The organism is Microbacterium sp. Clip185 (assembly GCF_028743715.1).
In the GTDB taxonomy this organism is placed as follows: domain Bacteria; phylum Actinomycetota; class Actinomycetes; order Actinomycetales; family Microbacteriaceae; genus Microbacterium.
This window is the reverse complement of the sequence record NZ_CP117996.1, coordinates 1,834,690-1,847,582: the sequence shown is the minus strand read 5'-3', so window position 1 is coordinate 1,847,582 and position 12,893 is coordinate 1,834,690. Positions and strand designations below refer to the sequence as shown.

15 protein-coding genes and 1 tRNA gene are annotated in these 12,893 nt (G+C 68.5%); 8 read left to right on the top strand and 8 right to left on the bottom strand.

Features of this window, described 5'->3' with window-relative positions:
- The first annotated feature begins 40 nt into the window (after nt 1-40).
- Genes PQV94_RS08950 through PQV94_RS08935 form a run of 4 tightly spaced genes read left to right on the top strand, consistent with a single transcriptional unit; the run spans nt 41 to nt 4,155 of the window.
- Nucleotides 41-826 carry a DeoR/GlpR family DNA-binding transcription regulator gene (locus PQV94_RS08950; RefSeq protein WP_274285524.1) on the top strand — a complete coding sequence of 262 codons (786 nt, stop codon included), beginning with the start codon at nt 41-43 and terminating at the stop codon, nt 824-826.
- Nucleotides 823-1,767: a 1-phosphofructokinase family hexose kinase gene (locus tag PQV94_RS08945; RefSeq protein WP_274285523.1), complete on the top strand. Its 945-nt coding sequence runs from the start codon at nt 823-825 to the stop codon at nt 1,765-1,767. Before PQV94_RS08950 ends, PQV94_RS08945 begins: the two co-directional genes overlap by 4 nt.
- A 24-nt stretch (nt 1,768-1,791) precedes the next feature.
- Nucleotides 1,792-3,852: a PTS fructose transporter subunit IIABC gene (locus PQV94_RS08940; protein ID WP_274285522.1), complete on the top strand. Its 2,061-nt coding sequence runs from the start codon at nt 1,792-1,794 to the stop codon at nt 3,850-3,852.
- Between the two features lie 33 nt (nt 3,853-3,885).
- Nucleotides 3,886-4,155 carry an HPr family phosphocarrier protein gene (locus PQV94_RS08935; protein WP_274285521.1) on the top strand — a complete coding sequence of 90 codons (270 nt, stop codon included), beginning with the start codon at nt 3,886-3,888 and terminating at the stop codon, nt 4,153-4,155.
- 68 nt (nt 4,156-4,223) lie between these two features.
- Here the strand turns inward: PQV94_RS08935 and PQV94_RS08930 are convergent, their stop codons facing one another.
- On the bottom strand, nt 4,224-4,862 hold the full coding sequence (locus tag PQV94_RS08930; protein WP_274285520.1) for an MBL fold metallo-hydrolase: 639 nt from the start codon (nt 4,860-4,862) through the stop codon (nt 4,224-4,226).
- Nucleotides 4,863-4,971: 109 nt separating this feature from the next.
- Here PQV94_RS08930 and PQV94_RS08925 point away from each other — a divergent pair.
- The 3 genes from PQV94_RS08925 to PQV94_RS08915 all read left to right on the top strand — a co-directional run bounded on the left by PQV94_RS08925 (nt 4,972) and on the right by PQV94_RS08915 (nt 7,029).
- Nucleotides 4,972-5,047: transfer RNA gene (locus PQV94_RS08925), tRNA-Glu, on the top strand.
- Between the two features lie 250 nt (nt 5,048-5,297).
- Nucleotides 5,298-6,365 (top strand): restriction endonuclease, encoded by a 1,068-nt coding sequence (locus PQV94_RS08920; RefSeq protein WP_274285519.1) that lies wholly within the window; start codon nt 5,298-5,300, stop codon nt 6,363-6,365.
- A gap of 190 nt (nt 6,366-6,555) precedes the next feature.
- The gene (locus tag PQV94_RS08915; RefSeq protein WP_274285518.1) at nt 6,556-7,029 is read left to right on the top strand and encodes a CinA family protein; all 474 of its coding nucleotides are present in this window, start codon (nt 6,556-6,558) and stop codon (nt 7,027-7,029) included.
- Nucleotides 7,030-7,033: 4 nt separating this feature from the next.
- On the opposite strand, the gene PQV94_RS08910 is transcribed toward PQV94_RS08915, so the two are convergent.
- The 7 genes from PQV94_RS08910 to PQV94_RS08880 form a co-directional block, all read right to left on the bottom strand.
- A complete protein-coding gene (locus PQV94_RS08910; RefSeq protein ID WP_274285517.1) occupies nt 7,034-7,570 on the bottom strand; it encodes a hypothetical protein in 537 nt (178 codons plus the stop codon).
- Complete coding sequence (locus tag PQV94_RS08905) at nt 7,567-7,974, bottom strand: DUF4383 domain-containing protein (RefSeq protein ID WP_274285516.1); 408 nt, start codon at nt 7,972-7,974, stop codon at nt 7,567-7,569. Before PQV94_RS08905 ends, PQV94_RS08910 begins: the two co-directional genes overlap by 4 nt.
- 146 nt (nt 7,975-8,120) lie before the next feature.
- Nucleotides 8,121-8,648 carry a hypothetical protein gene (locus PQV94_RS08900; protein WP_274285515.1) on the bottom strand — a complete coding sequence of 176 codons (528 nt, stop codon included), beginning with the start codon at nt 8,646-8,648 and terminating at the stop codon, nt 8,121-8,123.
- Between the two features lie 88 nt (nt 8,649-8,736).
- Nucleotides 8,737-9,471 (bottom strand): anti-sigma factor, encoded by a 735-nt coding sequence (locus tag PQV94_RS08895; protein WP_274285514.1) that lies wholly within the window; start codon nt 9,469-9,471, stop codon nt 8,737-8,739.
- Nucleotides 9,471-10,070, bottom strand: a complete 600-nt coding sequence (gene sigK / locus PQV94_RS08890; protein ID WP_274285513.1) for an ECF RNA polymerase sigma factor SigK — start codon at nt 10,068-10,070, stop codon at nt 9,471-9,473. The genes PQV94_RS08895 and sigK overlap by 1 nt, the downstream gene beginning before the upstream one ends.
- Nucleotides 10,071-10,131: 61 nt before the next feature.
- Complete coding sequence (locus PQV94_RS08885; protein WP_274285512.1) at nt 10,132-11,223, bottom strand: DUF4349 domain-containing protein; 1,092 nt, start codon at nt 11,221-11,223, stop codon at nt 10,132-10,134.
- On the bottom strand, nt 11,220-11,768 hold the full coding sequence (locus PQV94_RS08880; RefSeq protein ID WP_274285511.1) for an RNA polymerase sigma factor: 549 nt from the start codon (nt 11,766-11,768) through the stop codon (nt 11,220-11,222). Before PQV94_RS08880 ends, PQV94_RS08885 begins: the two co-directional genes overlap by 4 nt.
- A 121-nt stretch (nt 11,769-11,889) precedes the next feature.
- Here PQV94_RS08880 and PQV94_RS08875 point away from each other — a divergent pair, with 121 nt between their 5' ends.
- On the top strand, nt 11,890-12,888 hold the full coding sequence (locus PQV94_RS08875) for a TerC/Alx family metal homeostasis membrane protein (RefSeq protein WP_274285510.1): 999 nt from the start codon (nt 11,890-11,892) through the stop codon (nt 12,886-12,888).
- Nucleotides 12,889-12,893: the final 5 nt, after the last annotated feature.

The window sequence follows — 12,893 nt, the reverse complement described above, 5'->3', positions numbered from 1 at the left end:
TGACTTTGTGTTGTAATGTGTTGATCCTTCGAGGAGGATCATGTACGCAACGGAGCGCCAGGCGGCGATCGAGCGAATCTTGGACGCCGAGGGACGACTTGTCGTCGTCGATCTCGCGGAACGCTTCGACGTCACGACAGAGACCGTGCGCCGCGACCTCGCAGCCTTGGAGCAGCGCGGTGTCCTGCAGCGCGTGCATGGCGGAGCGGTCGCTCAAGGCCGCTCCAGCACTCGCGAGACCTCGATCAGCGAACGCATTCACGAACGCAGCGACGCGAAGGGTCGGATCGCTCGCGCGGCGCTGAGCCTCCTCGGCGACCGCTTCAGCGGATCCATCCTGCTGGATGCCGGCTCCACAGTGGGCGCGCTCGCACAGGAACTTCCCTCCTCGCTCGTCGCACGCGGCGGCCGCGCGGATGTGGTCACCCACTCCTTCGCCCACGCACCTCTTCTGGCGGAGCAGGACGGCATCGACCTCACCCTCGTCGGCGGTCGCGTGCGTCGCGTCACGGGCGCTGCCGTCGGGGCGACCACCGTGGCGGCCATCGAGGGGCTGCGTCCCGACGTCGCCTTCCTCGGCACCAACGGACTCTCCGCCGCGTTCGGTCTCAGCACCCCCGATCCGGAAGAGGCTGCCGTCAAGCGCGCGGCGGTCGCGGCGGCGCGTCGCGTCGTCGTGCTCTGCGATGCGCAGAAGTTCGACCTCGAGCTCCTCGTCTCCTTCGCTCCCTTGTCGGCTCTCGATGTGCTCGTGACGGATGCGGCTCCGCCCGCCGCGCTGGCGGAAGCGCTCGAGCGCGCCGATATCGAGGTGGTGGTCGCATGATCGTCACCGTCACCGCCAACCCGTCGCTCGACAGGGCCGTCTCGCTCGCCGCCCCGCTCGAGGTGGGCGAGGTGCAGAGCGCCCTCGCCGTGCGCGAGGATGCGGGCGGTAAGGGCGTGAATGTCTCACGCGTCGTCGCCGCCGCCGGTACGGCGACACTCGCCGTGCTTCCCCTGGCCGAACAGGATCCCTACGCTGCCGCGCTCGCTCATACCGGCATCCCGGTCCGGTCCGTTCCCGTGCACGGGCATGCCCGCGCGAACCTCACTCTGGCGGACCCGCACGGCACGACGACGAAGATCAATCTGCCCGGCGCCGCGCTCGACGCTGCGGATGCGGACGCGCTGATCGAGACGATCGTCGCCGCCACGGCAGGTGCCGACTGGCTCGTGCTGGCAGGATCCCTTCCGCCGGGTGCGGGCGACGACTTCTACGTGCGCGCGATCCTCGCTGTGCGTGCCGCGCACGGCGACGCGACTCCTCGCATCGCCCTCGACACCTCCGGCGCCGCGCTCGCGGCGGCCGTGGCCGAGGCCCGCCCGGATCTCATCAAGCCCAATGAGCATGAGCTGGCCGAGCTGACCGGTGCGCCCGCGGACACGCGGGACATCGACGGCATCGTCGCTCTCGCGCAGGATCTCGTCGGACCGAGCGTGGGCGCAGCCCTGGTCACGCTCGGCGCCGCCGGCGCGCTGCTGGTCACCGAAGACGGCGTGTGGGTGGGCACGGCCCCTCGCATCACCGCAGTCAGCACGGTCGGTGCGGGCGACAGCTCCCTCGCCGGATACCTGCTGGCCGATGTGGCCGGCGCGGAGCCTGCCGAACGCCTGCGTATGGGGATGCGGTACGGCGCCGCCGCCGCATCCCTTCCCGGAACCCAACCCCCGACCCCGGCGGATCTTGTGACCGCCGAGATTCCCGTACAGCGGATCATCCGCTGACGAACCCGACCACTGGAGGTCATCGTGTCCGACACCATCACACCGGAGCTCGTCGTCCTCGACGAGGATCTCGGCGCCGACAAGGCAGCCGTCATCCGGGCCCTTGCCGCGCGCGTGGTCGCCGCGGGTCGGGCCACGGATGCCGATGCGCTGTTCGCCGACGCCTGGGCGCGCGAGGAGAAGGATGAGACCGGGTTGCCCGGCGGCATCGCTATCCCGCATGCGAAGAGCCCTGCCGTCTCGCAGGCGTCTCTCGCCTTCGCTCGGCTGAAGCCGGCGGTCGCTTTCGGCGCCGCCGACGGCCCCGCCGATCTCGTCTTCCTGATCGCCGCTCCCGCGAATGCCGCCGAGGAGCACCTCGCCGTGCTGTCCCGCCTCGCGCGAAGCCTCATGCAGGAGTCGTTCACGAGCGACCTGCGCCAGGCCGCCGATGCCGTCGCCGTCGTGTCCATCGTGCGCCAGGCGATCGGCGAGGAGCAGGCGGCTGCGCCGGCGGCTCCCCAGGCGGCGCCGGCCGCATCCGTCTCCAGCGCGCTGGAGGTCGACGGTCGCCCCGCGCGTATCGTCGCCGTCACCGCCTGCGCCACCGGCATCGCACACACCTTCATGGCTGCCGACGCGCTGACCGCGGCCGGCAAGGAGCAAGGCATCGACCTCATCGTCGAGCCCCAGGGCTCCAGCGGTTACAAGGCCCTCCCGCAGAGCGTGATCGACGACGCCGACGCGGTCATCTTCGCCGTCGACGTGGATGTGCGTGAGCCGCAGCGCTTCGCCGGCAAGCCGGTCGTGCGCTCGGGTGTCAAGCGCGGCATCGAGCAGCCCGTCGCTCTCATCACCGAGGCCCTGGCCGCCGCCAAGGACCCGCAGGGCGCGCGTGTCCCCGCCGCCTCCGGGCCTGCAACGACGTCGAGCAGCGCTCCCGCGCAGAACGTGCGATGGGGCGCGAAGATCCAGCGGATCCTCCTCACGGGTGTGAGCTACATGATCCCGTTCGTCGCCGGCGGCGGTCTGCTGATCGCTCTCGGCTTCCTGCTCGGCGGCTACCAGGTGACCGCTGACGCCGGCAAGGTGATCATCGACAACTCGCTCTGGAACCTGCCGACGGAGAACATCACGTCGCCGCTGGGCCCGATCGGTCAGTACCTGGGATCCGTTGCCTTCATGATCGGTGCGACATCGATGGGCTTCCTGGTGTCGGCGTTGGCGGGCTACATCGCCTTCGCGATCGCGGACCGCCCCGGCATCGCGCCCGGTTTCGTCGCCGGAGCCGTCGCGGTGCTCATGAACGCCGGCTTCATCGGCGGCATCATCGGCGGTCTGCTCGCCGGATTCATCGCGTGGTGGCTCGGTCGCCTCAACCCGCCTCGCTGGTTGCGCGGCCTGATGCCGGTCGTGATCATCCCGCTGATCGGTTCGATCATCGCTTCGGGACTGATGATCCTGTTCCTCGGCCGGCCGATCGCGGCGCTCATGGACGCGCTGAACGTGGGCCTCACCGACCTCGCCGGTACCGGTGCGATCGTCGTCGTCGGCATCATCCTCGGTCTCATGATGTGCTTCGACCTCGGCGGCCCCGTCAACAAGGTGGCCTACGCATTCGCGACCGCGGGCCTGGCGAGCGTGTCGACGGCCGACATCCACGCCGTGCCGTTCCTGATCATGGCCGCCGTCATGGCTTCGGGCATGGTCCCGCCGCTCGCGATGGCGCTCGCCTCGACTGTCCTCGCGCGCGGCCTGTTCACGCCTGTAGAGAAGGAGAACGGCAAGGCCGCGTGGCTGCTGGGCGCCGCCTTCATCAGCGAGGGTGCCATCCCGTTCGCCGCAGCCGACCCGCTCCGCGTGATTCCGGCCAACCTCGTCGGCGGTGCCATCACCGGCGGGCTCAGCATGGCGCTGGGCGTCTCGTCGCTCGCCCCGCATGGCGGCATCTTCGTGTTCTTCGCAATCGACCCGATCTGGGGCTTCCTGATCTCGCTCGTTGCGGGCACCGTCGCGACCGCCCTCGTGGTCGTCGCGCTGAAGAAGTGGGTCGGACGCAAGGAACTCGCCCAGGCGGAAGCGACCGCAGCACCCGTCGCGGCCTGAGAGCATAGAAGGGTAAGACGAGAGGAAACACTCATGGCAGAACGTCAGGCGACAATCGCCAGCAGCTCGGGCCTTCACGCTCGCCCCGCCAAGCTCTTCGTGCAGGCGGTGCAGGAGAAGAAGCTCCCCGTCACGATCGCGCTCGAGGGCGGCCCCGACCTGAACGCGGGCAGCATTCTGTCGATCATCGGTCTCGGCGCCTCCCACGGCAGCGTCGTGACTCTGAAGGCGGAGGGTGAGGGAGCCGAGCAGGCTCTCGACGAGCTCGTCACGCTGCTCGAGACGGACCTCGACGCCGAGTAAGGCGCCATCACACGACGAAGGCGGATGCGGTCACCTGCGGGTGCCGCATCCGCCTTCGTCGTTCGTGCTCAGACTTCGAGAGTGTCACCCGGCTCGAGCACGACGAGCTCACCGCCGTGCTGCTCGGCGGCCCACTTCAGTCGGGCACGGCCCATCTCCTTGCCGGCGACCGACAGCGTCGTGTCGTGCGTTCCGAACACCTGGCGCGGCTTCACGGCGAGAACGAAGTCCATCGCGTCGCCGATCTTCAACCAGGGTGCACCGACGGGAGCGGCGAGCACCGCCACCTCGTGGCCCTTCGGCAGCGCGTATGAGTCGCCGGGATAGTAGAGCGTGTCGTCGACCAGGACGCCCACGTTGTCGATCACCGGGATGCTCTCGTGGATGACGGCATGGCGCCCCCCGAAGAAGCGCAGGCGGAACGGCTCCACCTCGACGGTGTCGCCCGGCGCCACGACGGTGATGTCGTACCCGGGCGCGGCGTTCTTGACCCCCTGCGGGGCGTAGATCGGCACTCCGGGATTCGCGGCGAGGATGCGGTCGATGTGATCGGCCGTCCAGTGGTCGGGGTGCTCGTGGGTGATCACGAGGGCCGCGACGTTCGCCGTGTCGGGCAGGGGAGTCGTGAACGAACCGGGATCGATGATGAGCTTGCGGCCCTGCTTCTCGAGGGTGAGGGCGGCATGCTCGTGCTTGGTGATTCGCATGACGCGAGTCAACTCTTCGCGGGTCGCCGGGGCAACCCGACACGAGTCCCGGTCTCGATTTGGCGCAACGCAAGACCGCATGGCATACTTGAACGGTTGCCACGGCAGCGGCCCCATCGTATAGCGGCCTAGTACGCCGCCCTCTCACGGCGGTAACGCGGGTTCGAATCCCGCTGGGGTCACCAACAGAAAACCCCCGGTTAATCCGGGGGTTTTCTTGTTTCAGGCCAACATGCCGGTCCAGGTTCGGCTTCCCGCAGACCCTGCCACCTCATTGGAGAGAACAGCCGCGCGGGCGGCGGAACAATACCAACGGCTCGCTTGGGGCCGGAGGCATCACCCACTGGAGTGGGGCGTCACATGGGAGCTTCGACAGTAGTGCCTGGTGATCTCGCACTGCGCTGACAGTATGGAGGAGTTCCGACAGTAGGAGGCATGGTGACCGAAGCGCGCGCATGGGTGGTTCGTGGTGGTCGTAACGGGGAGAGCGACCAGCGGTTCTTGGCCGATAACCTCGTCGGTATCGGGTTCGACACTTTCGGTGACCTTACTCCGGTCACCAGCCGCGAGGAGATGAAGGCACGTGCTGTGAAGGCGTTGCCTGACGCGAAAGAAGCCTCCGCGTTTAACTACGCCGCTCAGGCGTGGGCGTTCCGAGGGCGTATTGAAGCAGGCGATCTCGTTGTTGTCCCGCTGAAGAACTCTCCGCACATCGCCATCGGGCGCATCGTGGGCGACTACCAGTACGTCGAAGAGGGTCTTGGAAACGTGCACCACACTCGAGCGGTGGAGTGGCTGCGCACCGACATCCCGCGCACAGTCATCGGGAAGGACCTGCTCTACTCCATCGGTGCCTTTTCCACTGTCGTTCAGGTGCAGCGCAACGACGCGGCCTACCGCCTCGGCGTACTCGCGGCTTCCGAGGATGCGGAAGACCCCGGTGAGCGGTCCGGCTTTGTTCCGAAGAGGGGTGCAGCCTCAGCGTCCGCCGACGAAGCTGACCTGGAGGACGCGGCGACCGAGTCGGGATTCGACATTGACGCCTATGTCTCTGACCGCATCACCGCGCGCATCCGGGAGCGGTTCGACGGGCATCGGCTATCGCAACTCGTCGGCGCGATTCTTGAAGCGGAGGGCTTTGTCGTTCAGGTATCGCCGCCAGGCGCTGACGGGGGAGTGGACATCCTCGCCGGTCGCGGACTGTTTGGTATGGACTCACCGCGTGTTGTCGTGCAGGTGAAGTCGGAGCCGAAGGCCGTCAGCGACACGGTTGTCGCTCAGCTTCATGGCGCGGTCACCCGAAATTCTGCCGACCAGGGCTTGCTCGTCGCGATGGGTGGTGTAACGAAGCCCGCAGAGCATCAGCTCGTCGGGCAGAAGTTCCGCATCGCTGTTTGGGACGCCGCACGCCTTCAGCGGGCAATCTTCGAGAACTATGAGGCGTTGCCTGCGGACGTGAAGGCTGACCTCCCGTTGCGGCGCGCTTGGGTGCTCGCCGAGTAGGTGCGGTGGCGATGTTGTCGCCCTGCCCAACGATTACCTCAATCCACCCGTCTCGAGAGGCGCGGATTCCATAGCGCTATCGGTGCGGTGTGTAGTGCGCGCACGACGAGGACGCAATCCCCTCGGGACACATCCGGTCGCGGCATACGGTGCCGACGTTCGACACGACCGAGGGGAGCAGGACGTGGACGTGACCGAGAAGATTGGTGAGCGGGCCACGGATGCGGGCATCCGTGTGGCGGCGGCGGAGTCGCTGACCGGCGGGCAGGTGTGCACGGCCCTCGGGGCGACCCCGGGCGCATCCGAATGGTTCGCCGGGGGAGTCGTCGCCTACACGATCGAGACGAAGAATCTCGTGCTCGGAGTTCCCGACGACCTCGACCCCTGCTCGGCCGAGTGCGCGCGCACGATGGCCGCCGGCGTCCGCGATGCGTTGGAGGTGGATGCGGCCGTCGCCACGACAGGCATCGGCGGGCCCGATCCGCAAGACGGGCATGCGCCCGGAACCGTCTTCATCGGCTGGGCGCGGGGGCCGCACGCCGGAGCGCGCGAGTTCTTCTTCGAGGGGGACGACTCGGAGAAGATCGTCGAGGCGACCACGCAGGCGGCTCTTGAAATCCTCGCCGAGCTCCTCGAGGACCTGCCCGACGACGAGGCGAGCTGACGACTCAGTGGTGCGGCACCACGGGAACGGTGCCGTCATCGCGCAGGAGGACCCCGTCCTGCACGGCGCCGAGGGCCGGCGTCACCAGTACCGCGATGAGCGCGGCAGCGGCGAGCAGCTGACCGACCCGCAGATGCTGCGCCGGCGTGTTGCTGCGGGCTGCGGCTGCGGCGCACGCGCCGAGCGCCGCGCTGAGGGCGACACAGACCGAGACGCCCACGATGCTCGTGTGCGCAGGTTCGCTCACCAGCAGCGACGTCGCGACGAGCATCGTGAGAAGGGCGCCCGCCGTCGTGGAACGAGGGGCGAGAAGGCGACCGGTGCGAAGTACCCCGACGCCCCATCCGAGGCCGCCGAGCCCGAGAGCCGCGGCGCCGATACCGATGATCAGGCTCGCCGACGTCGCGTCCGGGAGGACGACGGCGCCCGCCCCGAGAGCCGTGAGGATGAGCGCTGCGCCCCAGGCGAGGGCGGCAGGCCACGGGCCGGCGAGCAGTGCTGCCCGCCAGCCCGTGGCCGCGCCCGTCTGGTGGATGGTCATGCCGTGGCGATGCGGGCGCCGCGGTCCGCGCCGACGCCGATGGCCAGCAACACGACCGCGCTGCCGAGGTGCAGGAAGTGGTCGGGAACGTTCAGAGCCAGGATGTTGGCGGCGGTACCCACGAGGAAGAACCCGGCGACACCGAGGAGCAGATAGGCGGCGCCCACCACGGTATTGACCGTCTTCGCCGCGCGGACGTTCGCGAGTCCCGCCACGAGCAGCGCCGCACCGATGAGCAGGTGGGCGACGTTGTGCAGCGGGTTCACGGCGAAGATGCCGAGGAGGAGCCCGCCCTCGGTCGCGAGGAAGCCGACGCCTCCGGTGACGGCGAAGCCGAGGAGACCGACGAGGAGATAGACGGCACCGAAGACAGTGGCGACGATGCGGTTCGGGGAAGAGCTCATGATGACCTCCGGTGTAGGGAGGACGCGACCGTGTGCCGCATCCATCACTTGTTCGTGGCCAGCTCGAGAACGGATGGGATGACTTTCAGGCTGCTCACAGAAAAGGGGCGCCGCTCCCGAAGGAACGACGCCCCGTGCGCGGGTGGTCAGTTGAGAAGACCGCCCAGGTCGAGGTTGGAGGTGAGACCGTCCACGAGGCCGCCCACCTGCGTGCCGATGTCGCCGACGGATCCGCCGACCGACGTCTCGGGGGCGACAGGGGCCTCGATGCCGGTGTCGTTGCCGGAGCCGACCGGCGCCTCGACAGGAGCCTGAACGTCGTTGCCGGAGGCGACCGGCGCCTGCACGTCGTTGCCCGACGCGACCGGCGTCTGGTTGCCGGAGAGCACGTCACCCACGATGGGGCCCTGGATCACGCTCACATCGCCGACAGAGGTGTCAGGGGCGACCGATGTATCGGGGGACACCGAGGCGCTGCCGGCCTCGATCGCGCTCGTCAGCCAGGTCTGCGCGGCTTCGATAGGGGCGCTCAGCGTCGTGGTGAAGGTGGACCAGTCACCCCCACGGGGCTCGTCGGCCGAAGCCGGCAGCGCGAACCCGGCGACAGCGATCGCTGCAGCGCCCGCTCCCGCAGCGGTGATGATTGCCAGACGGTTCTTCGTGTTCGTACGCATCGATATCTCTCCTTGTTTTCCGTCTGCGACCTTCCGGCCGCACACACGTCATCCGAAGCCGACGCTCGATCGGATGGGAGGAAATATCTCAGGTCGTGATGGCGAACATCGCGTCCGTCGTGGGCAGACCGCTGGGCGAGCCGCCCGCGGCCTCCACGGTGACAGCGATCACGTCACCGGGCTGGAACGTGCCGTCGAGCTCGGAGACGGCGTCGTCGGCCGAGAAGGTGCCGGCCGGAAGCGGGGCGCCGTCGCGGATGAACCACATCTCGAACGTCTTGTCGTCTTCGAGCGTCGGCATGCCGTCCGTGACCAGCACAGCCCGTCCCGTGGATGCCGACCAGTGCGCCGTCGCGGACGCGCCATCGTCGAGGGTGACGCTCGCCGACTGGGCGTCGGGCGCATCCTGGATCTGCTCCAGTGCGACCTGGGCACCGTCCTCGGGAGTCATCAGACGTCCGAGCGAAAGGCCGCCGATGCCGAGGGCGAGGATGAAGGCGAGGGACGCGGCGAGCGCGAACCACATCCGTGAGCGCGAACGCCGCCGCGCGGGCGCCGCTTCAGGGGCAGGGGATGCGACGGCGAGGGGAGCGTCCTGGGGGACGGAAGCGATCCTCGCGAGAAGCGCCTCGCGAACCTGCGGGCGGGGTACCACGTCGCCTGCGCCGTCGGCAAGAGCCGACGCGGTGTCGAGTTCGGTGGCTACGATCGTGCTCCAGGCGGGATGGGCTGCGAGGAGCTCCTGGAAGCGCATCTCATCTTCGGCAGAAAGCGCATTCAGGGCATGGCCGGCCGCGAGGTCGCGGAATTCTTCCTGTTCCATCACTGCACCCCCATCCTGGTTCGCAATCTGCTCAGTCCATCACGCATGCGCGTCTTCACGGTTCCCAACGGCGCTCCGACGAGCGCGGCGATCTCGGTCTGAGAGTAACCGCCGTAGTAGGCGAGGACGATCGTCTCGCGCTGCGCTTCGGGTAGCCCGGCGAGCGCCTCGGCGACGCGCCCGCCCTCGATCTTCAGTTCCACCGTCTCGGCGACGCCGTCATATGCCACGTCGAGATCGCGAAGGCCGATGCGTGCATCACGATCAGCGCTGGCCTGCGACGCCCGCACGCGGTCGACGGCTCGGCGGTGCGCGATGGTGAGAACCCACGACCTTCCTTGCCCCTTGTTCGGAGCGAAGCGCGAAGCGGATTGCCAGATCTCGAGAAAGACCTCCTGCAGCACCTCCTCGCTCTGCGAGGGGTCGACGAGGACGCGCCGGATCAGGCCGAAGACGCGCGGCGACAGCATGTCGTACAACTGCGCGAAGGCGTTCTGATCGCCCCCGGCGATCGCGGTCAGCAGCGTCGCCACATGATCGATTCCCTCCGAGCCGTCCTCGGGAACCTCGACGCCGTCGATCACCACAGTCACCAGCATGCCTCATCGGGCAGCATGCCCCCGGGGGCGCGCGGTGAGCAGCGCTGCGTGATAGAGATGCTCAGTCGGTCTCAGGCGGGTCCGTCGACTGCCGCGGGGCCGACGTAACGGCCTGTGCTCGGCGCGCGCGCCGGCGACGAATCACACGCCGCACGGCCCAGACGACGACGCCGGCGACGGCGAGTACGGCGAGCCACGGCAAAAGAAAACCGAATCCGATGACGATCCCGTTCACGGTCGCGACAAGCCCCGCCCACCCGGCGGCGATCCCGTCGCCGAAGCCGGCAGGATCGGCCTGCGGCGCTGCGTCCCGCGGAGCGAGGTTGACGGTCAGGGTCGACATCGCGACCTGGTCCTCCAGCATCTTCAGCTGCTGTCGGTCCGCCTCCAGCGCGGCCTGACGGTCGGCGAGCGCGGACTCGGCGGCGATGAGGTCCGAGACGGACCCCGACTGCGCCAGCAGTTCGGTGAGGCGCGCCACGGAGGTCTCCTGCGCGGCGATCCGTGCGCGCAAATCGACCCCCTGGTCGGTCACGTCGACGCGGTCCACGGCTGATGTCGACACGGTTCCCAAGGCGCTGACCTGGTCGATCACGTCTTGCAGGCGTTCCGCGGGAACGCGCACCGTGATGGAACTCTGTGCCGGCGCGGGGTACACCGCATCCGTTGCGGTCGGCGACTCCGCCACGTTCGACGAGGAGACATACCCCTGCGCGCCCGTCGCGATCGCGGTGATCTGCTGCTGAGCGTCCTTCGGGTCGTCGACCGTCATCTGCAGCCACCCCGACGCGGACACCTCGCGCCCTGCATCGAGCGTTCCTGACCTGCTGTCGGCGGCACCGCCGGCAGCGCCTTCGACGACGAACGGACCGGGCTCGGGCTGCCCGGTCACGGGTGTCCCCGAGAGCGACACCGGGTTGCTCAGCTCGGCCCCGCGGTCGCCGAGGACGACGGGAGAGACGAGCGCCGCGAGCGCGACGACCGCGACACCGGCGGCGGCGACCGCCCAGCCGCCGCGACGGCGCGCCCGTCGGCGCGTCCGGTCGAGCTCGAGGTCGCGATCGATGCCTCGCTCGATCCGGTCGACCTGCTGAGCGGTCGGACCTTCCGGCAAGGAGAACTCCTGCCGCTGATCCCGGTCTTCGATCGTCATGATGCGTTCCCCTCCTGGACGGTGCCGCGCAGGCGGCTGCGGATGCGGGAGAGACGGTTGCGGACGGCTCCATGGGTGAGGCCCAGTTCGGTGGCCGCGGCCTCGTAGGCGTAGCCGCGGGCGGCGCACAGGACGAAGAGCTCGCGGTCGAGATCGTCGAGTCGCGCCACCTCGCGGGCGACGCGATCAGCGAGCTCGGCGTCGATGACCGCCTGTTCCACGTCGATCGGCGACGGCGTCCGCTCGTCGAGCGTCGCGCCGACGTGCTCGCGTTCGCGGCGCAGCGCACGAAGGCGGTTCGCGCACACCAGGCGACAGATCGTGGCGAGCCACGGCAGAGCGGAGGCCCCCTCCAGCTGGAACCCGCGGAGCTTGCGCCAGGCGGTCACGAACGTCTCCTGCGCCGCATCCTCGGCGTCCGCGGTCGTCGGCAACAGGATCGCCGCGATGCGGTAGACCGCGTCGATGTTGCCGCGGTACAACGCGCGAAAGGCCTCGTGATCTCCGTGCGACGCGCGGGCGATCAGCTCCCCATCGCTGGTCATCGTGCCCCAATCCCTCGGCGTCGGATGCGCCGTCGTCTTCTCTCACCCTCAGGTGTCCCCGTCCGCCCGATCGTCTCAGATCCGCATAAACTGTGGCGTCCGCCGATTCCGAAAGGCTCTCATGGGCTTCGAGATCCCGGTGTGGTTCCAGGTCGTCGCGCTCATCGTGCTCGTTCTGATCCTGGCCGCCGACCTTCTCCTCATCCTTCGCCGACCCCACATCCCCTCCGCGCGGGAGGCCACGCTGTGGGTCGTCTTCTACGTGTCGCTCGCGCTCGTGTTCGCCCTCATCCTGTTGTGGGTGTCGGGCAGCGGCGATGCGGCGGGCCAGTTCGTGGCCGGATGGTTGACCGAGTACAGCCTCTCGGTCGACAACCTCTTCGTTTTCGTCCTGCTGATGGCGCAGTTCGCCGTGCCGCGCAAGTACCAGCAGGAGGTGCTGATGGTGGGCATCATCATCGCGCTCGTGCTGCGGGGCATCTTCATCGCGTTCGGTGCCGTCCTGATCGAGAACCTCTCGTGGATCTTCTACGTGTTCGGGCTGTTCCTCGTGTGGACAGCCTGGCGACAGGCCTTCCCCGGCGACGATGAGCACGGCGAGCAGCGCGAGAACGCGGTCGTGCGCATGCTGCGCCGCTTCATCCAGATCCGCGACGAGTACGACGGATCGAAGCTGCGCACGGTGGTCGACGGCAAGAAGGTCTTCACTCCGATGCTGCTCGTGTTCGTGGCGATCGGTTTCACCGACCTCGTCTTCGCGATCGACTCGATCCCGGCGATCTTCGGCATCACGCAGAGCGCGTTCATCGTCTTCACCGCGAACATCTTCGCCCTCATGGGCCTGCGTCAGCTCTACTTCCTGCTGGGCGGTCTGCTCGATCGCCTGCGCTACCTCCACTACGGGATCGCGTTCATCCTCGCCTTCATCGGAGTGAAGCTCTTCCTGCACGCCCTGCACGAGAACGAGCTGCCCTTCATCAACGGCGGTCACGGCGTGGAGTGGGCGCCCGACATCTCCGCCTGGGTCTCGCTCATCGTCATCGTGGTCGCCATGGCGACCGCGACCGTCGCGAGTGTCGTGGCGGCGCGGCGCGAGGCCGCATCCGTCGACGAGAGCTGAGCGGT

Excerpts from the sequence above, each read along its gene's own strand:
- PQV94_RS08950 (WP_274285524.1), top strand. The coding sequence starts at position 41 with ATGTACGCAACGGAGCGCCAGGCGGCGATCGAGCGAATCTTGGACGCC.
- PQV94_RS08945 (WP_274285523.1), top strand. The coding sequence starts at position 823 with ATGATCGTCACCGTCACCGCCAACCCGTCGCTCGACAGGGCCGTCTCG.
- PQV94_RS08935 (WP_274285521.1), top strand. The coding sequence starts at position 3,886 with ATGGCAGAACGTCAGGCGACAATCGCCAGCAGCTCGGGCCTTCACGCT.
- PQV94_RS08930 (WP_274285520.1), bottom strand. The coding sequence starts at position 4,862 with ATGCGAATCACCAAGCACGAGCATGCCGCCCTCACCCTCGAGAAGCAG.
- PQV94_RS08920 (WP_274285519.1), top strand. The coding sequence starts at position 5,298 with ATGGTGACCGAAGCGCGCGCATGGGTGGTTCGTGGTGGTCGTAACGGG.
- PQV94_RS08910 (WP_274285517.1), bottom strand. The coding sequence starts at position 7,570 with ATGACCATCCACCAGACGGGCGCGGCCACGGGCTGGCGGGCAGCACTG.
- PQV94_RS08905 (WP_274285516.1), bottom strand. The coding sequence starts at position 7,974 with ATGAGCTCTTCCCCGAACCGCATCGTCGCCACTGTCTTCGGTGCCGTC.
- PQV94_RS08900 (WP_274285515.1), bottom strand. The coding sequence starts at position 8,648 with ATGCGTACGAACACGAAGAACCGTCTGGCAATCATCACCGCTGCGGGA.
- PQV94_RS08895 (WP_274285514.1), bottom strand. The coding sequence starts at position 9,471 with ATGGAACAGGAAGAATTCCGCGACCTCGCGGCCGGCCATGCCCTGAAT.
- sigK (WP_274285513.1), bottom strand. The coding sequence starts at position 10,070 with ATGCTGGTGACTGTGGTGATCGACGGCGTCGAGGTTCCCGAGGACGGC.
- PQV94_RS08885 (WP_274285512.1), bottom strand. The coding sequence starts at position 11,223 with ATGACGATCGAAGACCGGGATCAGCGGCAGGAGTTCTCCTTGCCGGAA.
- PQV94_RS08880 (WP_274285511.1), bottom strand. The coding sequence starts at position 11,768 with ATGACCAGCGATGGGGAGCTGATCGCCCGCGCGTCGCACGGAGATCAC.
- PQV94_RS08875 (WP_274285510.1), top strand. The coding sequence starts at position 11,890 with ATGGGCTTCGAGATCCCGGTGTGGTTCCAGGTCGTCGCGCTCATCGTG.